The 24,045-nt window shown below is 68.2% G+C and carries 22 protein-coding genes; 8 read left to right on the forward strand and 14 right to left on the reverse strand.

The window, feature by feature from the left end:
* Positions 1–450: 450 nt before the first annotated feature.
* The 4 genes from ACWDUA_RS16275 to ACWDUA_RS16290 all read right to left on the reverse strand — a co-directional run bounded on the left by ACWDUA_RS16275 (position 451) and on the right by ACWDUA_RS16290 (position 3,338).
* Positions 451–1,749: a M18 family aminopeptidase gene (locus tag ACWDUA_RS16275; RefSeq protein ID WP_449752039.1), complete on the reverse strand. Its 1,299-nt coding sequence runs from the start codon at positions 1,747–1,749 to the stop codon at positions 451–453.
* 14 nt (positions 1,750–1,763) lie between these two features.
* Positions 1,764–2,444: a phosphoribosylformylglycinamidine synthase subunit PurQ gene (purQ, locus tag ACWDUA_RS16280; protein WP_449752040.1), complete on the reverse strand. Its 681-nt coding sequence runs from the start codon at positions 2,442–2,444 to the stop codon at positions 1,764–1,766.
* Positions 2,445–2,455: 11 nt separating this feature from the next.
* The gene (purS, locus tag ACWDUA_RS16285; protein WP_449752041.1) at positions 2,456–2,695 is read right to left on the reverse strand and encodes a phosphoribosylformylglycinamidine synthase subunit PurS; all 240 of its coding nucleotides are present in this window, start codon (positions 2,693–2,695) and stop codon (positions 2,456–2,458) included.
* Positions 2,696–2,855: 160 nt separating this feature from the next.
* Positions 2,856–3,338 (reverse strand): glutathione peroxidase, encoded by a 483-nt coding sequence (locus tag ACWDUA_RS16290; RefSeq protein WP_449752042.1) that lies wholly within the window; start codon positions 3,336–3,338, stop codon positions 2,856–2,858.
* A gap of 126 nt (positions 3,339–3,464) precedes the next feature.
* Between ACWDUA_RS16290 and ACWDUA_RS16295 the strand changes: the two genes are divergently transcribed.
* Entirely contained in the window at positions 3,465–3,968 is a 504-nt protein-coding gene (locus tag ACWDUA_RS16295; protein ID WP_449752043.1) for a MarR family winged helix-turn-helix transcriptional regulator, read from the forward strand.
* Entirely contained in the window at positions 3,965–5,530 is a 1,566-nt protein-coding gene (locus ACWDUA_RS16300; RefSeq protein ID WP_449752044.1) for a DHA2 family efflux MFS transporter permease subunit, read from the forward strand. The genes ACWDUA_RS16295 and ACWDUA_RS16300 overlap by 4 nt, the downstream gene beginning before the upstream one ends.
* Positions 5,531–5,623: 93 nt before the next feature.
* Here the strand turns inward: ACWDUA_RS16300 and ACWDUA_RS16305 are convergent, their stop codons facing one another.
* Together ACWDUA_RS16305 and ACWDUA_RS16310 are read right to left on the reverse strand one after the other, a co-directional pair.
* Positions 5,624–7,813 carry a S9 family peptidase gene (locus ACWDUA_RS16305; protein ID WP_449752045.1) on the reverse strand — a complete coding sequence of 730 codons (2,190 nt, stop codon included), beginning with the start codon at positions 7,811–7,813 and terminating at the stop codon, positions 5,624–5,626.
* A gap of 51 nt (positions 7,814–7,864) precedes the next feature.
* A complete protein-coding gene (locus tag ACWDUA_RS16310) occupies positions 7,865–8,755 on the reverse strand; it encodes a phosphoribosylaminoimidazolesuccinocarboxamide synthase (RefSeq protein WP_449752046.1) in 891 nt (296 codons plus the stop codon).
* A gap of 48 nt (positions 8,756–8,803) precedes the next feature.
* Between ACWDUA_RS16310 and ACWDUA_RS16315 the strand changes: the two genes are divergently transcribed.
* Positions 8,804–9,088: a SelT/SelW/SelH family protein gene (locus tag ACWDUA_RS16315; protein WP_449752047.1), complete on the forward strand. Its 285-nt coding sequence runs from the start codon at positions 8,804–8,806 to the stop codon at positions 9,086–9,088.
* 111 nt (positions 9,089–9,199) lie between these two features.
* On the opposite strand, the gene ACWDUA_RS16320 is transcribed toward ACWDUA_RS16315, so the two are convergent.
* From ACWDUA_RS16320 to ACWDUA_RS16335, 4 genes are all read right to left on the reverse strand, one after another.
* On the reverse strand, positions 9,200–10,114 hold the full coding sequence (locus tag ACWDUA_RS16320; protein WP_449752048.1) for a hypothetical protein: 915 nt from the start codon (positions 10,112–10,114) through the stop codon (positions 9,200–9,202).
* 141 nt (positions 10,115–10,255) lie between these two features.
* On the reverse strand, positions 10,256–11,683 hold the full coding sequence (purB, locus tag ACWDUA_RS16325) for an adenylosuccinate lyase (protein WP_449752049.1): 1,428 nt from the start codon (positions 11,681–11,683) through the stop codon (positions 10,256–10,258).
* Positions 11,684–11,753: 70 nt separating this feature from the next.
* Complete coding sequence (locus tag ACWDUA_RS16330; RefSeq protein WP_449752050.1) at positions 11,754–12,170, reverse strand: hypothetical protein; 417 nt, start codon at positions 12,168–12,170, stop codon at positions 11,754–11,756.
* A 45-nt stretch (positions 12,171–12,215) separates the two neighbouring features.
* On the reverse strand, positions 12,216–12,818 hold the full coding sequence (locus ACWDUA_RS16335) for a TetR/AcrR family transcriptional regulator (protein ID WP_449752051.1): 603 nt from the start codon (positions 12,816–12,818) through the stop codon (positions 12,216–12,218).
* Between the two features lie 120 nt (positions 12,819–12,938).
* Here ACWDUA_RS16335 and ACWDUA_RS16340 point away from each other — a divergent pair, with 120 nt between their 5' ends.
* The 5 genes from ACWDUA_RS16340 (at position 12,939) to ACWDUA_RS16360 (ending at position 17,947) form a co-directional block, all read left to right on the forward strand.
* The gene (locus tag ACWDUA_RS16340; protein ID WP_449752052.1) at positions 12,939–13,739 is read left to right on the forward strand and encodes a DUF6882 domain-containing protein; all 801 of its coding nucleotides are present in this window, start codon (positions 12,939–12,941) and stop codon (positions 13,737–13,739) included.
* A 112-nt stretch (positions 13,740–13,851) separates the two neighbouring features.
* Positions 13,852–16,026: an MMPL family transporter gene (locus tag ACWDUA_RS16345; protein WP_449752053.1), complete on the forward strand. Its 2,175-nt coding sequence runs from the start codon at positions 13,852–13,854 to the stop codon at positions 16,024–16,026.
* Positions 16,027–16,190: 164 nt separating this feature from the next.
* Positions 16,191–16,457, forward strand: coding sequence for a metal-sensitive transcriptional regulator (locus tag ACWDUA_RS16350; protein WP_449752054.1), 267 nt, complete (start codon positions 16,191–16,193; stop codon positions 16,455–16,457).
* 41 nt (positions 16,458–16,498) lie between these two features.
* Positions 16,499–16,894: a DUF302 domain-containing protein gene (locus tag ACWDUA_RS16355; protein WP_449752055.1), complete on the forward strand. Its 396-nt coding sequence runs from the start codon at positions 16,499–16,501 to the stop codon at positions 16,892–16,894.
* A gap of 81 nt (positions 16,895–16,975) precedes the next feature.
* Positions 16,976–17,947: an alpha/beta hydrolase gene (locus ACWDUA_RS16360; protein ID WP_449752056.1), complete on the forward strand. Its 972-nt coding sequence runs from the start codon at positions 16,976–16,978 to the stop codon at positions 17,945–17,947.
* A 76-nt stretch (positions 17,948–18,023) separates the two neighbouring features.
* On the opposite strand, the gene purD is transcribed toward ACWDUA_RS16360, so the two are convergent.
* From purD to ACWDUA_RS16380, 4 genes are all read right to left on the reverse strand, one after another.
* Complete coding sequence (gene purD / locus ACWDUA_RS16365; RefSeq protein ID WP_449752057.1) at positions 18,024–19,277, reverse strand: phosphoribosylamine--glycine ligase; 1,254 nt, start codon at positions 19,275–19,277, stop codon at positions 18,024–18,026.
* 10 nt (positions 19,278–19,287) lie between these two features.
* The gene (locus tag ACWDUA_RS16370) at positions 19,288–20,493 is read right to left on the reverse strand and encodes a low temperature requirement protein A (RefSeq protein WP_449752144.1); all 1,206 of its coding nucleotides are present in this window, start codon (positions 20,491–20,493) and stop codon (positions 19,288–19,290) included.
* Positions 20,494–20,543: 50 nt separating this feature from the next.
* Positions 20,544–22,634, reverse strand: a complete 2,091-nt coding sequence (locus tag ACWDUA_RS16375; RefSeq protein WP_449752058.1) for a glycosyltransferase family 39 protein — start codon at positions 22,632–22,634, stop codon at positions 20,544–20,546.
* An 81-nt stretch (positions 22,635–22,715) separates the two neighbouring features.
* Positions 22,716–23,984 carry a glycosyltransferase gene (locus ACWDUA_RS16380; protein ID WP_449752059.1) on the reverse strand — a complete coding sequence of 423 codons (1,269 nt, stop codon included), beginning with the start codon at positions 23,982–23,984 and terminating at the stop codon, positions 22,716–22,718.
* Positions 23,985–24,045 lie beyond the last annotated feature (61 nt).

Below are 24,045 nucleotides of genomic sequence, written 5' to 3' on the forward strand. Positions count from 1 at the left end.
GCCGAGCACACCAACGCAACCACCTCGGAGCTGGTCACCACCCAACCCACACCACCGAGATTTCGACACGGGTCCTCGCGATGCTCGGTCCCGGCTCAATCACCAACGACCAGACGATGGTTGAGCCGCAAACCTCCACCGGCCAAGCTCACCAACGACCAGACAATGATCGAACCGCAAACCTCCACCAGCCAAGCTCACCAACGGCCAGACGATGGTTGAATCGCAAACCTCCACCGGCCAAGCTCACCAACGACCAGACGATGGTTGAGCCGACGAGGAGCGAAGCGACAAGTCGTGTCGAAACCTCCGCCGGCCGAGCACACCAACGCAACCACCTCGGAGCTGGTCACCACCCAACCCACACCACCGAGATTTCGACACGGGTCCTCGCGATGCTCGGTCCCGGCTCGATCACCAACCGTCACAACCGCCGGCCGACTGACCGGATCAGCTGCTCAGGAACGCCTGCAGCGCAGCCGAATACATCGGGACATCGGCGGCGCCCATCAGCTCCCGCGCGCTGTGCATGGCCAGCTGCGGTGCGCCGACATCGATGGTCGTCAGACCGGTGCGGGTCGCGGTGATCGGGCCGATCGTCGAACCGCACGGCAGATCGGCGCGGTGGGTGTAGCGCTGCATCGGGACGCCGGCGGTGTCGCAGGCGAGCGCGAAGATCGCCTCCCCCACCGCATCCGAGGCGTAGCGCAGGTTCTGGTTGACCTTGAGCACCGGCCCACCACCGATCGCTATGCGGTGCGACGGCTCGTGCCGATCCGGGTAGTTGGGGTGAGTGGCATGCGCCATGTCACCCGACACACAGATACTGGAGGCCATCGCCTGCAGGAAGTCCGAGCGATCCCCGCCGCGCGCCAACACGATTCGCTCCAGGACCGTCGGCAGGAACTCCGACGCCGCACCGCGCTCGGACCCGCTGCCGACCTCTTCGTGGTCGAACAGCGCCAGCACCCGGGTGTGGATGGACGGCGCACCGTCGAGCAACGCCGTCAGCCCGGCATAGCAGGTGCCCTGGTTGTCCAGCCGCGGCGCCGACAACAGGTCTTCGTCGGCGCCGAGCAGCCGTGACGGTGCGACGTCGTGGGTCATCAGCTCCCAGCCGAGCAGAGCACCGGGATCGATACCCGCGTACTCGGCGACCCAGTCGAGCACGCCGGGGACGGCGTCGCCGATCCCCCACAGGCCGTCGACGTGTCGTTGCGGATCGAGGGTCACGCCCTTGCGATCGGCGGACAGATGGATTGCCAACTGCGGCACCCGAACCACCGGCTCGGTGACGTGCACCAGCGTGCGCACGACAGCGCCGCCGTCACGGTAGGCCAGACGCCCCGACAGCCCGAGGTCGCGGTCGAGCCAGGAGTTCAGCCACGCCCCGCCGTACGGTTCGAGCGCCACCATCGCCACACCGGCCGAGGTGCGGTCGGGATGCTGCTTGAGCCGCAGGTTGGGGCTGTCGGTGTGCCCACCCACGATGCGGAAGTCGTCGGCCTCCCCGAGGTCGAACGCGATGATCGATCCACCACGGATCACGTAGAAGCTCCGCGGACCGCCGCTACGGGCGGCCGTGAAAACCTCTGTGGCCCATTCATGTTCCTCGTGGAGCCGGTGGTAGCCGGCCGCCTCGAGGGTGGCGGCCACGGTGACACACACGTGGAACGGCGACGGTGAGGCGTCGATGAACTCGCCGAGGCCGGTGGCGGTGGCCGACGTCGGCAGCGTGGGGGTGCTCATCGGAGTCGGCGCCCTCAGGCGTTCGCGAGTACCGCGTCGATCGCGGAATAGAACAGTCCCAGGCCGTCGTCACTCGGGCCGGTGAGGGCCTCGGTGGCGTGCTCGGGATGGGGCATCAGACCGACGATTCGTCCGTCGGCACTGGAGATCCCGGCGATGTCGAGTGTCGAGCCGTTCGGGTTGTCACCGGCGTAGGTGAACACGATCCGGCCCTCACCCTCGAGTTCCTCGAGCTTGCGCTGGGGTGCCACGTACCGTCCCTCGCCCGACTTGAGGGGGATCAGGATCTCCGCGCCCCGCTCGAACCGGGTGGTCCAGGCGGTGGTGTTGGACTCGACGCGCAGCCACTGGTCGCGGCAGATGAAGTGAAGTCCCTCGTTGCGGGCCAACGCACCCGGCAGCAGGCCTGCCTCGCAGAGGACCTGGAAACCATTGCAGATGCCCAGGACCGGCATCCCCTTGCCCGCCGCCTCGACGACCGACCCCATCACCGGCGCGAACTTGGCGATCGCACCGGCGCGCAGGTAGTCGCCGTAGGAGAAGCCGCCGGGGACGATGACGGCGTCGACACCCTTGAGGTCGGCGTCGCCGTGCCACAACTCGACGGCCTCGGCACCGGCGATGCGGGCCGCACGGGCGGCGTCGACGTCATCGAGGGTGCCGGGGAAGGTGATGACCCCGATACGTGCTGTCATCTCGCGCCGACCTACTCCGCGACCCGGGAGACGCTGAAGTTCTCGATCACCGTGTTGGTGAGCAACTCCTCGGCGATACGCTCGAGGGTGACGTCATCGACGTCGTCGTCGACCTCGAGCTCGAATCGCTTGCCCTGTCGGACGTCGGCGATCCCGGAGAATCCCAGACGCCCGAGCGCACCGACGATGGCCTGCCCCTGCGGATCGAGGATCTCGGCCTTGGGCATCACGTCGACCACCACACGTGCCATCGGCACACGCTCCCATCTGCTGTCCCCACTCCCCGGAGGTGGGGGCGGAGGTTGGCTGAACACCGAACACCTTACCGCCTGCGATGTGCGCCGATGAGATCGCGTGCTGCGCCGGTGCCGCCACCGGATCCGACCCGGACGTGCCGGCCACGGTGCCGTCCTACAGTGCGGACTCGATGGCCTCGATCACCTCGGGAGCGAGGGGCTCGGTGCGCGGACGGAATCGCCCCAGCACCGCACCGTCGGCACCGACGAGGAACTTCTCGAAATTCCACTGGATGTCGCCGGCCTCACCGGTGGCGTCGGGAGTCTTGGTGAGCTCGTCATACAGCGGGTGCCGGTCGTCGCCGTTGACGTCGGTCTTGGCGAGCAGCGGAAAGGTGACGCCGTAGGAGGTCGAGCAGAAGGTGGCGATCTCCTCGGGCGAACCCGGCTCCTGACCCATGAACTGGTTGCACGGCACACCGACGACGGTCAGGCCCCGATCGGCATAAGTGGTGGCGATCTCCTCGAGACCGGCGTACTGCGGCGTGAGGCCGCACTTGCTGGCGACGTTCACCACCAGCAGCGGTCCGGTGAAGTCGGCGAGGCTCAGCGCGGAGCCGTCGAGGGCGGAAACCGGGATGTCCTTGATATTGGTCATGATCCGAGCCTATCGACGTCCCGGCCGTCCATCGCCGTGAGCCAGTTCACAATGTTGCGGGACATGCTTGCGTATCACCGAATAATTGCGTGGACGAGATAGTTGCGTCGGCGTTACTATTTTTCGGTGTCCCCTCCAGAGTCTCCCGAAGAATCGGGCGCCGTCCTGCACGGATTCCTCGATCGACTCGCCTGCGTGGCCAAGACCGACACGATGGATTCGATGGCCGGTTCCGACCTCACCTTCACCCAGTTCCGGGTGATGTGCGCGGTCGGGGCAGCCGAAGAACCGATCTCCGTCCATGAGATCGGTGACGCCATCCGTCTGTCCCTGGCCGCAACCGGGCGCACCGTCGACGGCCTGGTCCGCCAGGACTTCCTCGACCGGCGTGAGGACAGCGCCGATCGTCGGGTCAAGCGGATCACCCTCACCGATGTCGGTCAGCGATTCCTCGACGAACAGCTGGCAGTGAAGAAGGAGCTGGTCACGAGGTTCCTGGCCGGCCTCCCCGACCAGTTGCGCACCGGGCTCACCCGCGCGTTGCGCCCGATCCTCGACGCCGACGTCGACTACTTCGACTTCACCCGTTCCACCCGCCTGCCGGCCCACGAGCAGAAAGTCACCTCATGACGAAATCCTCCACCGGTGGTCAGCTCCACGAGGGGCCACCGGACACCAAACTCGACAAGCACGTGCTGACCGTCGCCGGTGTGGTCGTGCTCGGCGCGATCATGTCGATCCTCGACGTCACCGTGGTGTCGGTGGCGCAGAACACCTTCCAGGAGACCTTCGACACCAACGCCGCCGGTGCCGCCTGGACGATGACCGGCTACACCCTGGCGCTCGCCGCGGTGATCCCGTTGTCGAGCTGGGCCGCAGCCCGTTTCGGCACCAAGAAGGTGTACCTGACATCGCTGGTCCTGTTCGTGATCGGTTCGGCGCTCTGTGCACTGGCCTGGAACATCGGCTCGCTGGTCGCCTTCCGCGTGATCCAGGGTCTCGGCGGTGGTCTGCTCATGCCGATCGGCATGATGATCCTGACCAAGGCTGCCGGCCCCGAGCGGGTCGGTTCGGTCATGGCCGTGCTCGGTATCCCGATGCTGCTGGGCCCGATCGGCGGCCCGATCCTCGGCGGCCTGCTGATCGAGAAGGCCAGCTGGCACTGGGTGTTCCTGATCAACGTCCCGATCGGCATCGTCGCCATGATCTACGCGTGGATCGTGCTGCGTGACGACGGGGAGACCACCCGACCGACCATCGACTTCGTCGGGCTGCTGCTGCTCTCGCCCGGTCTGGCACTGTTCCTGTACGGCATCTCGTCATCGGCGGAGGCCGGCACCTTCATCGACGCCAAAGTGCTCACCACCGCGATCATCGGTGCCCTCCTGATCATCGCCTTCATCTTCCACGCGCTGCGTGCGAAGAACCCCCTGCTGGATCTGCGGCTGTTCAAGAACCGGACGCTGGCGATCGCGGTGATCACCATGACGCTGTTCATGATCGCCTTCTTCGGCGCATCACTGCTGTACCCGCAGTACTTCATCGGTGTGCGCGGCGAGTCGACGCTGATGGCCGGTCTGCTGCTGGCCCCGCAGGGTCTGGGCGCGATGCTCACCATGCCGATCGCCGGTCAGCTGACCGACAAGATGGGGCCGGGCAAGTTCGTCCTCGGCGGTATCGTGCTGATCTTCGTCGGCATCGGCTACTTCGTGTTCCTCGGCGCCGACACGCCGTACTGGGCGGTCTGCATCGCCTTGTTCGTCCAGGGTCTGGGCATGGGTATGACGATGATGCCGATCATGTCGGCCGCACTGGCGACCCTGTCCAACAAGCAGGTCCCCGACGGTTCGACCCTGGTCAACGTGGTCCAGCAGACCGCGTCGTCGATCGGTACCGCGGTGATCTCGGTGGTCCTGGCCACCATGTTCAACAAGCATGCCGAATCGCTGGTGGCGATCGGGTCCAATGCGGCACCGGAGAAGTACGCCGAGGGCGTCAAGGCCGGACTGCTGCCGCCGGAGCCACCCACGCAGTGGTTCGACTGGGCCGCCGACGCATTCGGTACCACCTTCATCGTGGCGACCGTCCTGATCGCGCTGACGATCATCCCGGCGTTCTTCCTGCCCCGCAAGAAGATCGAGTCGCCGTTGGTCGAGGAGGACGTCGACCGCGCCCCGACGTTCATGCACTGAGCTCGGCGGCCGGCCCGTCACAGTAGTCACGCAGAACCCCCGGAATCTTCCGAGATTCCGGGGGTTCTGCGTGTGTGCGGTTGCTTTGTGGGCCTATTCCGCCGGCGCGGTGTACGCCCCGGTCTGCGCCAGGATCCAGGCGATCTCGAACGATGCCTCTTCCCACTGTTTGTACCGGCCGCTGACGCCACCGTGGCCCGCCGACATCTCGGTCTTGAGCAGGATCGGGTTGTCCGACGTCGACAGCTCCTGCAGCCGCGCAACCCATTTGGCGGCCTCGGTGAACAGCACCCGGGTGTCGTTGAGTGAGGTCTGCGCCAGGATCGGCGGATACGGCTGGGCGGTGACGTTCTCGTACGGCGTGTAGGAGCGCATGTACTCGTAGACCACCGGGTCGTGCAGCGGGTCACCCCACTCGTCCCATTCGATCACCGTCAGCGGCAGCGACGGGTCGAGAATCGAGTTGAGCGCGTCGACGAAGGGCACCGACGCGAGGATGCCGTTGAACAGTTCCGGTGCGAGATTGGCGACCGCACCCATCAGCAGACCGCCTGCCGAACCGCCCTCGGCCACCATCTGACCCGGCGTGGTCCAGCCGCGGGCGACGAGATGCCGTGCGGAGTCGACGAAGTCGGTGAAGGTGTTCTTCTTGGTGAGCGTCTTGCCGGTCTCGTACCAGTGCCGGCCCATCTCGCCACCACCGCGGACGTGGGCGAGGACGAACACCATGCCGCGGTCGAGCATGGACAGTCGCGACACCGAGAACCCCGGGTCATAGCTGGCCTCGTAGGAGCCGTAGCCGTAGATCAGCAACGGTGCGGGCGCGGCCCCCTCGGTCCCCGGTGCGGCGACGTCGCGGTGCCGCACGATCGACAACGGGATCTGCGTGCCGTCGGCTGCGGTCGCCCATTCGCGGGTCTGCACGTAGTCGTCCGGGTCGTACCCGCCGAGTACGGGCTGACGTTTGAGCAGGATGCGCTCGCCGGTGGTGACCTCGAGCTCGAACAGCTCCGACGGTTCGATGAAGCTGCCGTAGCCGAAACGCAGTCGTGGCGTCGTCCATTCGCGGTTGCCGGCCAGCCCCAAGGAGAACAGCTCCTGGGCTGCGGCCACCTCGATGAAGTCCTCGGCCACCGGCATCCCGTCGATCCGACGCAGATCGGCGATCGACACCCGTGGCAGGGCGTCGGCACGGTAGCTGAGCACCAGGTAGTCGCGGAACGCGTCGACGTCCTCCACCCGCACACCCCGACGGTGCCCGATGAACTCGGTACGGTCCGACGGATCGTCCACCGGCGCGATGTCGATGGCGAAGTCCTCGTACTTGACCCCGTCACGTTCTTCGTTGTGGACGATCAGGAAGTAGTCGCGGCCACCGACCTCGGCATGTTCGACCGTGTACTCCACACCCTCGACACGGGGTGCCACACTACGGAATTCACCGGTTGGTTCGGCGGCGTCGAGCACATAGCACTCGGAGGTGATCTTGGAGCCGACGGCGATCATCAGGTACTTGTCGCTGCGGGTGGACCCCATGCCCACCCAGTACCGCTCGTCCGGCTCGTAGAAGACCTTGACGTCGTCGGTTCCGGCACCGATGTCGTGGCGCCACACCGTGTCCGGACGCCACGCCTCGTCGACGGTCTGATAGAAGACGTGTGCGCCGTCGGCCGACCAGACGGCACCGCCGGCGGTGTCGGCGATGGTGTCGGGCAGCAGCTCCCCGGTGCGGAGGTCCTTGAACCGCAACGTATATCGTTCGTCGCCGACGACGTCGGTGCTGTAGGCCAGCCAGTTTCCGTCGTCGCTGACCGAAAGTGCACCGAGACTGAAGAAGTCGTGCCCCTGCGCTTCCAGGTTGGCGTCGAGCAGGACCTGCTCCCCCGACAGCGGGGTGGTCTCGGAGACCTCCGGCGGGGTCCAGTCGTCGGCATCGCCGATCGGGCAACGGCAATGCGTCGCATACTGTTTGCCCTCGGTGGTGCGGCCGTAGTACCAGAATGCGCCGCGACGCGACGGGACCGACATATCGGTTTCCTTGGTGCGCGACTTGATCTCACCGAAGATGTCGGCGCGCAACCCGGCGAGCTGCGCGGTGTGTTCCTCGGTGTGGGTGTTCTGGGCCTCGAGGTAGGCGATCACCTCGGGATCGTCCTTGTCCCGCAACCATTCGTACTCGTCGATCACGGTGTCGCCGTGGTGGGTGCGCGCGAGCGGCACCTTCTTGGCAACGGGGGCACCGTTGCGGCCGGTGGCTGGGGTGGACGGCGTCGCGTCGCTCACAAGACTCCTTTGCCCGGTTTCTGGTGGACCCGGATGTGTTTACCAGCCCGGTCAGGCCGGGCCGGGCCAATTGTCGAAGGACTTCTGCGAAATCCACTCGTAGGCTTCGATGTATCGCGCCCGAGTGCGGTCGACGACCTCGGCGGGCAGCGGGGGCGGGGTGGTGTCGGAGGCCTTGTCCCACCCGGATTCGGCCGAGGTGAGCCAGTTCCGCACGATCTGCTTGTCGAAGCTCGGTTGCACCTGTCCCGGCGTATAGGTGGCGGTCTCCCAGTAGCGGGACGAGTCCGGGGTCAGCACCTCGTCGGCCAGGACGAGCCCGCCGTCGGCGTCACGCCCGAACTCGAACTTGGTGTCGGCCAGGATGATCCCACGCTCGGCGGCCAGTTGCGCACCACGCGAGTAGATGTCGAGGGTGGTATCGCGCAGCGCGGAGGCGAGCTCCCGGCCGACCTGTGCGGCCACCGCGTCGTAGCTGATGTTCTCGTCGTGGTCACCTTGTTCGGCCTTGGTGGCCGGGGTGAAGATCGGCTCGGGCAGCTTGTCGGACTCACCGAGGCCCTCGGGCAGTGCGACGCCGCACACCGCGCCGGTGGCCTTGTAGTCGATCAGACCGGAGCCGGTGAGGTAACCGCGGGCGACGCATTCCACCGGCACCATCGGCAGCTTGCGCACCACCATCGAACGGCCGACGGCCTCGGCCGGGATGCGCTCGTCCTCGGGCCCGCCGGCAAGGTGGTTCGGCACGCCGAGGGCGTCGAACCAGAAGAAACTCATCGCGGTGAGGATGCGTCCCTTGTCGCCGATCACCGGGCTCAGGACGTGGTCGTAGGCCGAGATCCGATCGCTGGCCACCATCAACAGGGTGTCGTCGTCGATCGCGTAGATCTCACGCACCTTGCCCGAGGCGATGTGCGTGTATGACTCAAGTGCCGGGCGCATGGTGTCGACCTTAGTGCGCGGTGTCGTGATCTGGCAGTCTGGGTGGCCATGACCGCACCGCACATCACCATCACCTACTGCACCCAATGCAACTGGCTGTTGCGGGCGAGCTGGATGGCGAGCGAACTGCTGAACACCTTCGGTGCGGATCTCGGTGCGGTGACGCTCAAGCCGGGTACCGGCGGGATCTTCGTCGTCGAGGCCGACGGTACGCAGCTCTGGGAACGCAAGGCCGACGGCGGGTTCCCCGACGCCGCCGAACTCAAGCGCCGTGTCCGCGATGCGGCACTCCCCGACTGGGCCCTCGGCCACGCCGACAAGGCGTCCGAATAGCACCGCGGGCCTTCGAGGGAGCAACCGACAAACCCTCCACACTTACGCAGATGCTCCGGGTCTTACCCCCGTGGGTCTGCGCAAGTGTGGAGGGTCTGGGTGAGCCGACGCTCAGAGCAGTCCCGCGGCCCGCATCCCCTTGCGCAGGACCGCCCGGAACCGACGCGGATCGAGCAGGTCCTCCCATGTCCACCGGATGACGACATAGCCTTCTGCCCGGAGCGCGTCCTCGCGGATCTTCTCCTTGACGACCACCTCCGACGGCGGGTCGTCGCCGAGGGTGCCGCTGTACTTGACCTTGCCGTCGAACTCGCCGACCAGGACGCCCCCGATCAGGAAGTCGACGCGACCGATCGACCGGCCCGCCGCGTCGCGGATCTCCACCTGCAGCTCCGGCGTCGGGACTTCGGGCATACCCGCCATGAGCGCACGGCTGAACGACTCCCCCACGCTCTCCGACCGCGCATCGGCGAAACCGTTGGCATACCGGAGCCGCTCGACGCCGATGTGGCCGCGGAGCCGTTCGATGGTCGCGTCGATGAGCGCAGGGTCGGCGCCTGCCCGCAGCCCGGCGTCGAGCATCGCCACGGCCTGCTCGAAGGTGCCGAGACGAGCGGCGTCGCACAGCGCTCGTTCACGTGTCGTGACCCAGACACCCTCGACCTGCTCGCGCTCGTCGTCGAGGAGGATCCCGTTGTGGCGCGACACCCGGGCGGTGTGCCGGGTCGGTGCGGGCGCGATGTAGTGCACCCGGCGGAGATCGGGCTTCAGCATCGGGACGTGGTGGACGGCGAGTGCGGACACGTGACTGAGCGTGCGGTTCGGTCCGCCCTTGCGCGCAGACTCGATCGCGGTGATCCGGTACCGCTCGGTCGTGCTCAGCGCGTCGTGGTCGGGCCAGTCCATGAAGGTCCCCGGCCAGAGCCGGACGCGTTCACCGTCGCGGACGACGGCCTGCAGCACGCGATCGGTGGCGGCGCGACCGAGCACCTCGGCACGGCGGGTGATCTCGGCGGACTGATCCATGCCGAGCAGCGTCGCACGATCCGACGTCGACGCCGGATGGCCATCCACAGAACCGACAGACCCTCCACACTTGCGCAGATGCCCCGGGCTTCACCCCCGTGGGTTTGCGCAAAAGTGGAGGGTCTGGGGTGACCGAACGGCCTAGAGGATCGGGGCGGGCGTGTAGGCCGCGGCCTCCGGGTTGGCGGCGAGGACCTTCTCGGCGGCGGCGATGACGTCGGCGACCTGACGGCCGGCGGCACCGACGAAGGCCTCCTTGTCCTCGAGCAGCGCATCGAGCTGCACGCGGTCGAGCGGGATGCGGTCGTCGGCGGCCAGACGGTCGAGCAGATCGGGCTCGCGCCCTTCCTCGCGCATGGCCAGGGCGACGGCCACGGCGTTCTCCTTGATCGCCTCGTGGGCGGCCTCGCGACCGACACCGGCACGCACCGACGCCATCAGCACCTTGGTGGTAGCCAGGAACGGCAGGTAACGGTCGAGCTCGTTGGCGATCACGGCCGGGTAGGCGCCGAATTCGGCGAGCACCGTCAGGAAGGTCTCCATCAGCCCGTCGATCGCGAAGAATGCATCGGGCAGCGCGACGCGGCGCACCACCGAGCAGAACACGTCGCCCTCGTTCCACTGCGCACCGGCGAGCTCGGCACCCATCGAGGCGTAGCCGCGTAGCACCACCTGCAGGCCGTTGACACGTTCACAACTGCGCGTGTTCATCTTGTGCGGCATCGCCGACGACCCGACCTGGCCCGGCTGGAAGCCCTCGGTGACCAGTTCGTGGCCGGCCATCAGGCGGATGGTGTGGGCCAGCGACGACGGCGCGGCGGCCACCTGCACCAGCGCCGACAGTACGTCGTGATCGAGGGACCGCGGATAGATCTGGCCGACCGAGATCAGCGACCGCGCGAACCCGAGATGGGTCGCCACCCGCGACTCGAGCTCGGCGAGCTTGCCGGCGTCGCCGCCGAGCAGGTCGAGCATGTCCTGGCTGGTCCCCATCGGACCCTTGATGCCGCGCAGCGGGTAGCGGTCGATCAGTTCCGACAGCCGCGTCAGGCCGATCATCAGCTCGTCGGCGGCCGACGCGAACCGCTTGCCCAGGGTGGTTGCCTGCGCGGCGACATTGTGGCTGCGACCGGCCATCACCACCGTCGAGTACTGCGCGGCCCGTTCGACGACGCGCGCGAGCACGGCCGCCCCGTGGGCGTGCACGTACCGCAACGACTGCAGGATCTGCAGCTGCTCGACGTTCTCGGTGAGGTCGCGGCTGGTCATGCCCTTGTGGATCTGCTCGTGGCCGGCCAGCGCGTTGAACTCCTCGATGCGCGCCTTCACGTCGTGGCGGGTGACGCGCTCACGCTCGGCGATCGACTCGAGGTCGATCTGGTCGACGACCCGCTCGTAGTCGGCGATCGCGCCCTCCGGGACCTCGATCCCGAGGTCGCTCTGGGCCCGCAGGACGGCGATCCACAGGCGTCGTTCGGTGGCGATCTTGTTGGTCGCCGACCAGATCTCGACGAGATCGGCCGAGGCGTAACGGCTCGCGAGGACGTTGGAGATGGCAGGTTTCGGCACGTGAACAGTCTAGTGGTGCGCCGACGACGTGCTCACGCAGATCACCGACGGGGCAGCCGGCACCCGAGACCTACACTGCGACGCACACTCCGCCCGAGCCGTATCCCTGGTGTACCCGAGCGACGATCGACGGCCCGCGCACACCGTTCTGCTCGGCAAAGAGGATGCGGTCACCGATCCGACGCGGGGTCCAGAACACCGTCGCGACCAGCTGATAGGCCTGGGCCCGACCGATCAGGATCGGCGGATGTCCGCGCTGCTGCTCGTAGAAGCCTACCATCCCGCTCGCATCGACCGGCGAGACCAGCGAATACGTGCAGCCGGTGCCGTAGACCACCGAGGAGAACGGCACCCCGGGATCCACCGGGCCGCTCGGCGCCGCCTGTGCGGGCCCCGCCCCGATCCCGGCTGCACCGATCGCCGCGCCGACGGTCACGGTGGCCAGCCACCGTCGAATCCGCCCCGTCATCCGTTCTCCCCCGGCCATCGGCCCTCCCCTGTCATCTGTTGTCGCGGTTCCACCGACCGAGGATCACCGTCGTGGCGCGAGCACGTCGATCACCCCGTCGAGGGCGTCGCGGGTCGCATCGAACGGCGACCCCGCACCGCAGCCGAGCGCACCGACCACCGCACCGTCCTCGACGGCGATCAGGCGGGCGACGTCGTCGGGGCCGCAGTCCCGGCCGGACTTCTCGAGCACCTCGGAGTGCACCTTGGACACGAATCCGCGTCGTTGTTCGACGACCTGCCGCAACCGCGGATACCGGGGCGCGAGTGCGATGAGCTCGTAGTGGGCGGCGAGCTCGGTGATCGGCGTCCGGGAGCCGACGAAGACCTCCGACAGCGCCTCGGCGGTGGCGTGCCCGCCCCGCTTGCGGCGGGCGAGGGCCGAGCTGCGGGCGGCGATCGCCTCCTCCTCGTTGTGCGTGACATAGGCGGCCGCCTCGGCCAGCAGGTCCTCGAGGGAGGCGAAGTAATAGGTGGTGGAGGCGAGCGGCATCCCGGCCCGGTCGGCCACCGCACGATGGCGGACGGCATCGAAGCCACCCTCGAGCAGCAGGGTCCCGGCGGCCTCGATCAGTTGCGACCGACGCCTCGTGCCCTTGGGGGTCGCCGCCGATGTCATGCCGACCATGCTGCCAGGGTGATCTCGGTCACCGTCCTGTTTTCGTGGGATTCTCTCCCACCCCCGGGCGGTCGTTCGGACACCTGACACACGCTCTGGAACCGTCCAGAACGGATTAGCGTGAGCCGCATGCATCTGGACGGCTTACGCGCGGCCGCCGACTGCGGCGCCTGGTACGCCGCATTGCGCCGCGACGCCCTGGACCGCCGGCTCGCCGGAGAACTCGGCGAGTACACGACGACGGTGGACGGTCGGCGAATCGCGTTCTCGGCGAAGGCGGATCCGACGCGACGGATCGAGGTACTCGGGTGGCTGGTGGCGTCGATCGACGCGTCGGTGACCTGCATCCGGTGGGGCTGGGCGGAGCCGTCGCCTTCGGCAGCACCCGCCGATCTCCGCGGCGCCGAACTCCGTCGGGCGGGTGAGCGCCTCGGGCTCCGCGAGCTGTCGGAGCCGACGATCCCGCTGGCGGACGGCACCGATGTCACGGGCACCCTCGAGACGATCGGCGCGGTGGCGGTCCAGATCCTCGGGGCCGGTCTCCACCACTGTGTCGACCTCGACGACGGCCGCCACGGGGTATTCCTGCTGTCCGGACTCGACATGTCCGGGCCCGGGCCGTCCGGGCTCGACATGTCCGGGCCCGACATGTCCGGGCCCGACCCGCACGCGACCCACCCGGAGGTGGGCGAACCCACCCTCTCCGAGGTCGCGGCCTGCCTGCCGGGCCTGCTCGCCGGAGTCCCGGTGGGCGACCACCGCGTGGCCGTCAACGGGCTCGCGGTTCGGACCGGCTGGCACATCATGTGGCGGGCGGACGGCGCCGGTGCCGCGGGCGCGTCGTCGTGTGAGATCACCGACGGCGTCTCGACGATGGCCCTGTCCTTCGACGGTCAGGGCCGCCCCTTCAGCACTCCCCGTCCCGCCTGATCCATCGCCTCCGGAGGTCGGACCCCCTTGCATCGCATATACCCCTGGGGGTACATTCGTCGTCACCATATACCCCCCCGGGTATATTCGACGCGAATCCCGAGGAGACACCGTGACCGCGAAGTCCGACAGCGACACGCCGCCCGCCACATCACCGACCGGGACACCCCGGGGCACCGGCGGTCCGCTCGCCCGGCTCGGCATCTGGACCGCCACGCATCGCGGGTGGGTGTTCGGGATCTGGGCGCTGCTCGTGATCGGACTCGGTGCCGCCGCCCCGACCGTGTTCAGTTCGCTCGCCGGCGCGGGCTGGCAGGCGAACGGATCGGAATCGGTGGCGGTTCGCGAACTGGCACAACAGCATTTCGGCGGCAACGCATCGTCGGCGGTGCAGGTGGTCGTCCACTCCGACGCCGACACCATCACGAGTCCGGCGGTCGCGCACGTCGTCGACGAGATCACCGCAATCGCTTCCGGTGATTCGCGTTTCGGCGCAGTGGTCGCCCCGCAACCCGGGATGACGATCAGCCCCGACGGCCACACCGGGATCGCGATCATCGGCGCCGCCGCCGATCCCGACGACATGGTCCGCGCCGTCGACGAGCACAAGGCCGCACTGACCCGGTTGTCCGGCAACGGGATCGAGGTCTATCCCACCGGCGCATCGGCACTGTGGAGCGACTTCAACGAGGCCAACCACAGCGCGATGATCTCCGCGGAGATGGTGTCCTGGCCGATCACCCTGGCGATCATGATCGTCGCCTTCGGATCTGTCGTGGCGGCCGGACTGCCACTCCTGCTCACCATCGCGGGTCTGGTCACCTCGGCCGGCGGGCTGGTCCTGCTCAACACCCTCACCCCGATCTCGGTGTGGGCCATGAACTTCGCGATGATGTTCGCCCTCGCCCTCGGTATCGACTACGCACTGTTCATCGTGTCGCGGTTCCGTGCCGCCGTCCTCACCCATGATTCGCCGCGACGTGCGGTGGCCGAGACCATGGACACCGCGGGCAAGGCCGTGTTGCTGTCGGGCCTGACGGTGCTGGTCAGCCTGTCGGCAGTGCTACTCGTGCCCGCACCGGCGGTGCGCACCATGGCGATCGGCATCATGGTGGCCGTCGCCTTCGTCCTGGCCGCCACCCTGACCCTGCTGCCCGCGGTCCTGTCCACACTCGGCACCAAGGTCGACGCCGGCACCCTGCCGTGGGCACGGGGACAGGAGCACCGTTCACCGGTGTTCGCCCGCTGGGGCGGGCTGCTGCACCGACATCCGTGGCCGTTCGCCCTCGGATCCCTGGTCGTGCTGATCGCATTGGCCGTACCGGCGATCGGGATCAAGGTCGCGATGCCGTCGATCGGCGTCGTCCCCGCCGAAGCCCCGGTCCGCCAGGGCTATTCCGTGGTGGCCGAGGCGATGGGCCCCGGCGCACCGGGCGCCCTGCAGATCGTGGTGCCGCAAGCCGACGCCGCGACGACCGCCACGGCCGCCACGGCCGCCGCACAGGTACCCGGGATCGCGATGGTCACCCCGCCGCAGCAGGCCACCGATGGCTCGGGGAATGTTCTGCTGCAGGCGATCCCGGACGTCGACCCGTCGGATCCGCAGATGTCGACGATCCTGTCCACCCTGCGCGATGACCTTCCGGCCACCGCCCTGGTGGGTGGTGCGCCGGCGGAGAACATCGATCTGCAGCGGGCCCTCGACGACTGGTTCCCGATCATCGTCGCGGTGATCCTGACGCTGGGCTTCCTGTTGCTGCTCATCGCGCTGCGCGCCCCGCTGATCGCCCTGTTGGGCACCCTGGTGAGCCTGCTGTCGACAGCCGCGGCATTCGGCGTGGCCCGGCTGATCTTCCAGGACGGGCACGGTGCGGCGCTGCTCGGCCTCGATCCGCAGGGCTTCCTGGACGGCTGGGGGCCGGTGTTCTTCTTCGCGATGATCTTCGCGATCGCGATGGACTACACGGTGTTCCTGCTGGCCACCGCCAAGGAACACTATGAGCGCACCGGCGATCCGCACCACGCGCAGATCAACGGGCTGGCGTACTCGGGTCGGATCATCTTTGCCGCGGCCGCGGTGATGGTGGCGGTGTTCTTCACCTTCGCGCTCGCCGACCCGCTACCGCCGAAGGAGATGGGCATCATCCTGGGCGTCGCGGTTCTGCTCGACGCGACGCTGATCCGCCTCGTCCTGCTGCCGGTGCTGCTACGGATCACCGGGCACGCCGCGTGGTGGAGTCCCCGATGGCTCGACCGCATGTTGCCCGCGATCTCGTTCGGCCACTGATCTCGTCCGGCCACTGATCTCGTCCGGCCACCGACCGCGTCCGGCCGCTGAGCACGTTCGACCGCCCTCCGGCCCGGAATGCACCGGCCACGCCATACCCCGAGGGGTATGATGGAGAACAGTCGGTGAGCACCCATCACCACCCGAGCTCAGGAGGGTCCCCCATGGTAGGCGACCAGGAATCGATCACCGTCGTCCTCAATCGGCTGCGCCGCGCGCACGGCCAGCTGGCCGGCGTCATCTCGATGATCGAGGCCGGGCGTGACTGCAAGGACGTCGTCACCCAGCTCGCGGCGGTGTCCAAGGCGCTCGACCGCGCCGGCTTCAAGATCGTCGCCACCGGCCTGCGCGAATGTCTCGCCGGGGACGACGCGAGCAAGGAACCGATGACCCAGGACGAGCTGGAGAAGCTGTTCCTCGCGCTCGCCTGAGCACACCCGCCCACACAGGCACCCACCGAAAGGACACGACCATGGATCTGGCGATCGCCACCACCCTGACCGACACCACATTCGACGACGCCGTCGCCAGGATCCGGGACGCCCTGGCCGGCCAGGGGTTCGGCGTCCTCACCGAGATCGACGTGACCGCCACGCTGAAGAAGAAGATCGACGCCGACATCGAGAACTATCTGATCCTCGGTGCCTGCAACCCGCAGCTGGCCCACCGGGCGCTCGGCGTCGACCGGCAGATCGGTCTGCTGCTGCCGTGCAATGTGGTCGTCCGCGACAGCACCGATCAGCCCGGTGCGGTGATCGTCGAGGCCGTGAACCCCGACATCATGGTGCAGGTCGCCGACGCCCCCGGACTGCCCGAGGTGGCAGCCGACGCCGCGACCCGGCTGCGCGCTGCGATCGATTCGCTGTAGCCCGTTCGGCCCACAGCACTTTCACCCGCAGCGCGCTCGCGACTCGATCGGTGGCGCGACACCCACTACCCTGTGAACTCGATGTCCCGCCACCGAACCCTGCTGCGCCGCCGCACCATCTCCCCGCACCCGGCCACCGACCCCCCGTCGTCACCCGGCCGGGTCACGCGGCGTGCGGTGCTCTCCTCAGGACTCGGGATCGCCGCCCTCGGCCTCGCCGGCTGCGGCGCGAACGACGACACCGTCACCGTGGAGAACCGCCGCGTCCAGTCCGCCGCCGACGACCTGCTCCCCTCGGAGACCTCGGCAGCCCCGGTCAGCGACGGTCCGCCGCTGATCACCGGCAGTTTCGACTCCGCCCACATGGGTGGCCGTCCGACCCGCTGGGCCGTCGCCCGCCCGACCGGCGTGACCGGCACCCTGCCCGTGGTGGTGGTGCTGCACGCCCTGACCACCAACGAACACACCATCTTCAGTTCACAATTGGGCATCCAGAAGGTGCTGCAGACCTATGTCGACGCCGGCAACGCGCCGTTCGCGATCGCCGCGGTCGACGGCGCGGCCAACTACTGGCATGCGCGCACCGACGGCACCGACGGTGGCGCGATGGTGCTCGACGAGTTCATCCCGATGCTCGGGTCGAATCCCGATCTCGATCTGTCGGTCGACCGGATCGGCCTCTTCGGCTGGTCGATGGGCGGTTACGGCGCACTGCGCCTCGGTGCACTGCTGAGTGCCCCGCGGGTCACCGCGATCGCGGTGAGTTCACCCGCGCTGTGGGCCGATCCGCGAAACTTCCCGGCCCGCGCCTTCGACGGGTTCGACGACTATCAGCGCAATTCGCTGTTCGGACAACAGGATGCGTTCCGCCGTATCCCGCTGATGATCTCGATCGGGTCCAGCGACCAGTTCTTCACCTATACCCGCCAGTGGGTGGCCGGGGTGCACCCGCCGCCGGTGTTCAGCACCGGGCCGGGCGGACACACCAACCGGTACTGGCGGGGCGCGCTGCCCGATCAGGTGGAGTTCCTCGGCCGCAACCTCGCACGCTGATCGGCCACCCCGCAAGCCCACAGACGACACCACCCGCCGACCCGAGTGGCGGATGGTGTTCGCGATTCACCAAGTGCTACAGGGAGATCCGGCCCTCGAGAGCAGCCTGACCGATGTCGGTGCGGTGGTGTGAGCCGGGCAGCCTCACCGCGGCGACCCGATCGTAGGCCTGCGCGCGTGCGGCCTCGAGGTCGGCGCCCACACCGATCACACCGAGGACGCGGCCGCCGGCGGAGACGACCTGGCCCTCCGCGTTACGTTTGGTGCCGGCGTGCAGGACGCCCTCCGCGTCGGCGCCGGTGATCACATCTCCGGTGCGCGGGGTGCCCGGGTAGTTCTCGGCGGCGATCACCACCACGACGGCGGCGCCGTCGGTCCACTGCAGCGGCGGCAGGCCGGCGAGGGTGCCGGTGGCGGTCGCGCCGAGCGCCTGTCCGAGCGGGGATTCCAGCAGGGCGAGCACCGCCTGGGTTTCGGGATCACCGAAACGGCAGTTGAACTCCACGACGGCCGGGCCGTCGGTGCCGATCGCGAGACCGGCGTAGAGCAGACCGCTGAACGGGCAACCGCGCCGGACCATCTCGGCGGCGACCGGCTCCACCACCTCGGTCACGATGCGGCGGGTCATCTCGTCGGACAGCCAGGGCAACGGTGTGTAGGCGCCCATGCCGCCGGTGTTGGGGCCGGTGTCGGCGTCGCCGACCCGCTTGTGGTCCTGGGCGGGGATCAGCGGGACCACGGTCTCGCCGTCGACGAGGCAGAAGAGCGAGACCTCGGGGCCGTCGAGGAAGCTCTCCAGCAGCACCGGGTGTCCGCTCTCGAGGCATTCGGCGGCGTGATCGCGGGCGGCGGCGCGGTCGGCCGTGACCACCACACCCTTGCCCGCGGCCAGACCGTCGTCCTTGACCACCCAGGTCGGGCCGAAACGGTCGAGGGCGGCGTCGAGGTTCGCGGGGTTGTCGACCACCTCGGCGTGCGCGGTGCGCACCCCGGCAGCGGCCATCACGTCCTTGGCGAAGGCCTTGGAGCCCTCGATCCGCGCGGCGTCCTTGCCGGGACCGAAGGTGGCAAAACCGGACTCCCGCAACGCATCTGCCACGCCGAGCACCAACGGGACCTCGGGTCCGATCACCACCAGGTCGGCGGCGAGCGATGTCGCCAGGGCCACCACCTCGTCGGACGAGGTGACGTCGACGGAGTGGTTGGTGGCCACTGCGGCGGTTCCGGCGTTACCCGGGGCGACGTGGAGTTCGGTCACCGACGGGTCCTTGGCGAGACCAAGCAGGAGGGCATGTTCGCGGCCGCCCGAGCCGATCACGAGTACGCGCACGTCCACGACTCTAACCGGCGAGCGGCCCGGCGAGCGCCCGGGCCCGGCGCGGCGCTCCGACGAGCTCGTCGACGAGGACCACGTACACCGGGGCGAAGGCCACCACGATGATCGCGACGATCAGCGACACCCCCGCCGACGCGAGCCATGTCGCGGCACCGAGGAGCGCGATCACCCCGGCGCCGCCGAGCAGCGTGAGTGGATCGAAGCCCACCAGGTAGTCGTAGACGGTGAGCATCCCCAGGCAGTAGATGCCCAGCGGGACTGCGACACAGGCGATCACCGCACCGGGACCGATGCTCACGTGGTGCTCGTTCCAGAGCGCGGTCACCTCGAGGCCGGCACCGGTGGCCGCCGCCGCCATGAAGATCAGGGTGTGACCGTAGCCCCAGGGGAAACACTTGTCCCGGTGGACCTGCAGGGCGTCTCCGGTCGGGACGATGAAGTACATCCACCACATCGCGAACGGGATCACCATCGCAGCCAGTCCGAAGACCGCGGTGTCGGTGGTCCAGCCGCCCTCCTCGACGAGGGCCTGCATCACCGCCACGACCCCGACGACCCCCTCGCCGAGGGTGATGATGGTCAGCAGCGAATACCGTTCGGCGATGTGATGGGGGTGCCACGGCGTCTGCGTGCCCTGGGTCTCGGCGATCACCGGACCCAGCAGTTCCACGGCGGCACAGACCGCGATCGCCGCGAAGGCCGGCCACAACGACAGGTTGACGATGGCGACGGCCACCCAGAGCACCTGGGCGACGGTCACCGCGACGGCATAGGTGAAACAGGTGCGCCGGTACTCCTCGCTCTGCAGACCGGCACGGATCCACTGCGTGAGCAGACCCACGCGCATCACCACATATCCGATGACGAGAACCCGGTTGTCGACGTGCTGGTCGGCGTCGATCGAGGCGAAGACGTCTCCGATGCCGAGCGCCAGGATCGCGACACCGATCATCTGGACCAGGACCACGCACCGGAAGAACCAGTCGTCGGTGTCGAACGCCGAGGCGAACCAGCTGAAGTTGATCCATGCCCAGATCGCGGCAAAGGTACAGAACACGTACCCGAGCACAGCCGTGCGGTAGTGGCCCTCGGCGAGGTAGTGGGCCACCTGGGTGCCCGCGACCGAGAAGACCACGACGAAGACGAGATCGTAGAACAGTTCCAGACTGGTCGCGGCCCGCTCGTCTTGGCGCGGGTCGCGACCGGTCATCCGGGTCAGCCGATGGCCGATGCTCGATGTCACGCGGGCACTTTAGCCCCTCATTTGGGGGATGTCAGGTCATACAACGTCACATTGTCGATCATCAATGACGTGAAGTTCTCCTCCACCCATTCGGCGATCTGACCGGACGTCCCGCGAGAGTCGCCACCCATCATCCGGCCACCGCCGATGAAGTAGTGGATCTTCCCCTCCTCCACCAGCTTCTGGAACTCCTCGAGCGTCGGCGACGGATCGGTCCCGTTGAAGCCGCCGATCGGCATCACCGCGTGGCCGGTGTCGAGCTGATAGCCCGATGCGGAGTTGGACCCGATGGCCGCGGCGATCCAGGTGTACTCCTCGGCGTCGGCGCTGAGCGTCTCGATCATCTGCGTACTCGGCCGCGACCCGTTGAGCAGGCCACCGGGGCCACCGCCCATCTCCATCATGGCGCCGAATCCGCCCATCCCCCCGTAACCGCTGCCACCCATGCCCGGGAAGCCCTGCGGGAACTCACGGTTGGCAGCGCGTCCACCGCGGCCGAAGCCGCCGGGGCCACCGTTCGCCACGCGCGGGCCGGCGCTGATGATCGAGCCCTCCTTCGCCGTGGTGATGGTGTCGGCGGTGTAGGCCAGCGGACCGGCCAGGCCCGCCGCCACCGACAGCCCGAGGGCGAGTGCCCCCAGGTACTCGCGGTGGGCCAGCAACATCACCGCGCCGCCGACCAGGCCGACGAACAGCACGATCGGTGCGAGCCACGGGACGAAGTCCGGTGAGCGCTGCAGCAGGACGTAGCCCCAGATCGCGGCGAACCACACGGCCCCGGCCAGCAGGACCCGTACCCACAGGGTGTCCCGGTGGTACCAGGCGACGGCCGCGCCACCGGCGAGCAGACCGGCGACGGCCGGTGCCAGGGCTGCGGTGTAGTAGCTGTGGAAGATGCCCGCCATGAAGCTGAACACGCCCATGGTGAGGATCAGCCACAGTCCCCAGACACTCAGGTGGGCCATCGGACGACGCACCGCGTCACGTCCGGCCGCGCGCCACGCGAGCGCCAGCAGCACCAGCGCACCGATTCCCAGGATCAGTGCGGTCGGGATGAGCCAGGCGATCTGCCCACCCTGCTCGGCGGTGAACATGCGCAGGATGCCGGTCTGGCCCCACATGCCGCCACGCCCGCCGGGACCACCGGGGCCACCGGGGAACTCACCGCCGCCGGGCACACCCGGGATCTCCGTCGCACCGTAGCCGCCGCGGCCACCGCCGCCGGGCATCACACTGCCGGTCTCGTCGCCGTTGAGCCGGCCGAGCCCGTTGTAGCCGAGGGTGAGTTCGAGGATCGAGTTGTTCTGGGAGCCACCGATCCACGGCCGCGACGACGCGGGCCACAGTTCGACGGCCAGGATCCACCAGCCGGCGCTGACGATCATCGCGCCGAGTGCGGCGAAGCACTGCGCCAGACGCTTCGGCCACGAGTGCGGGCCGAAGGCGAAGTAGGTCAGCGCCAGCGGCGGGACGATCAGCATCACCTGCAATTGCTTGGTGAGGAAACCGAATCCGACGAACACGCCGGTGAGCACGAGCCAGCGGGTGCGACCGTCGTCGACCGCCTTGAGCATCGCCCACACCGCGGCCACCATCAGCAGGATCAGCAGCGCCTCGGGATTGTCGAAGCGGAACATCATGGCCGCCACCGGCGTCAGCGCGAGGACGACGCCGGCACCGATCGCCGCCCAGTGCCCGAAGCGCTTTCGGGCGATCACGTACATCAGGGCCACCGTCGCCACACCCATCAGTGCGTTGGGTACCAGGACCGACCAGGAGTTGAGGCCGAAGATCCGTACCGAGATCGCCGGAAGCCACAGCGAGGCAGGCGGTTTGTCGACGGTGATCGAGTTCGCCATGTCCGACGAGCCGAAGAACCATGCCTTCCACGACTGTGAGCCGGCCTGGATCGCCGCGGAGTAGAAGGAGTTGGCCCAGCCGTTGATCGACAGATGCCACAGGTCGACCACCGCGGTGCCGATCATGAGAACCGCCAACGACGACCACTTCCATCGCGGGGAAGGGTCGGCGGGCGGCGTGAAGACAGGGCCACGGCCCCGGGAGGAACTCTCCGGGGCCGTCGCCGATTCGGTTGTGCTCGAGGTCATCATCTCTCTCTGATGGTCGACGTGATGGTGCTGATCGGACGCGCCGACCCGGACTGGGCCGGCGTCAGGCGGACATCTCGGTCACTGGGCCGTGGCTGCGTCGGTCCGATTCTTGTGGACACCGAACACCCACCGTAGACCCACGAATCGGGTGGCCGTCGCGACCAGGTTGGCGACCACCAGGACCACCAGCTCCACGTGCTTGCCGGCCTCGGGCGCGAACTGGTGCAGTGCGACCAGCGATCCGGCGGTCACGATCCAGCCGAACAAGAACACCCCCAGCCCGAAGAACTGGTGGCGCATCGCGTCCTTGCGACCGCGGACGCCGAAGCTGAAGCGACGGTTGGCGGCGGTGTTGAGGACCGCGGTCACCGCGAGGGCGACGAAGTTCGAGACCTGTGCTCCCAGAAAGGAATGCAGCAGCAGATAGAGCACTGCGTAGGCGATCGTGGAGGCCACACCCACCACACAGAACCGGGCGAGCTGCCCGACCATGCCGTACGGCACACCGTCGATCGCGGGGCCCGGGGCACGGTCACGACCGATCGTGGACCGCAGGTCGGCGATCGGCAGGCGACCGCTGGCCAGCGCGTAACCCACACGCGCACAACCCTTCAGATCCTCGACCGCGGTGGAGACGATGTCGACGGTGGAGTTCGGGTCGTCGACCCAGTCGACGGGGACCTCGGCGATCCGCAGACCGATGCGCTCGGACAGCACCAACAGTTCGGTGTCGAAGAACCAGCCGGTGTCCTCGACATACGGCAGCACCTGCCGGCCGATCTCGGTGCGCATGGCCTTGAAACCGCACTGGGCGTCGGAGAACCGGGCCCGCATGGCGGTACGCAGGATCAGGTTGTAGGAGCGGGAGATGAACTCGCGCTTGGGGCCTCGCACCACCCGCGACGAACGGGACAGCCGGGTGCCGATCGCGATGTCGGAGTGCCCGGAGATCAGCGGGGCGATCAGCGGCATCAGCGCGTTGAGGTCGGTGGAGAGGTCGACATCGCAGTAGGCGACGATCTCGGCATCGCTGCGTGACCACACCGCCTTGAGGGCGCGACCACGACCCTTCTCGTCGAGGTGCGCGACGCGGATGCCGCCGATCTCCTCGGCGACCGCGGCGGCGATCGCGACGGTGGAGTCGGTGCTCGCGTTGTCGGCGACGGTGATGCGCGCGGTGAACGGGACCTGCGCCCGCAGGTGGGCGTGCAGCCGTCGCAGACAGTCTGCGACGTCGTTCTCTTCGTTGTAGACCGGGACGACGATGTCGAGGACCGGCGCGGTGGGAGAGGTGTCGGCGACCACCGCGATCGGGGCGGCGGCCTGTGGGAGCGCTTCTGTCGTCATGGGAACCAGTTTTGGCTGCTCAACTGCTCTCACTCTGCGGCCGACCTGCCAGTTTCCTGTG

It is taken from the genome of Gordonia sp. NPDC003376 (assembly GCF_053589235.1).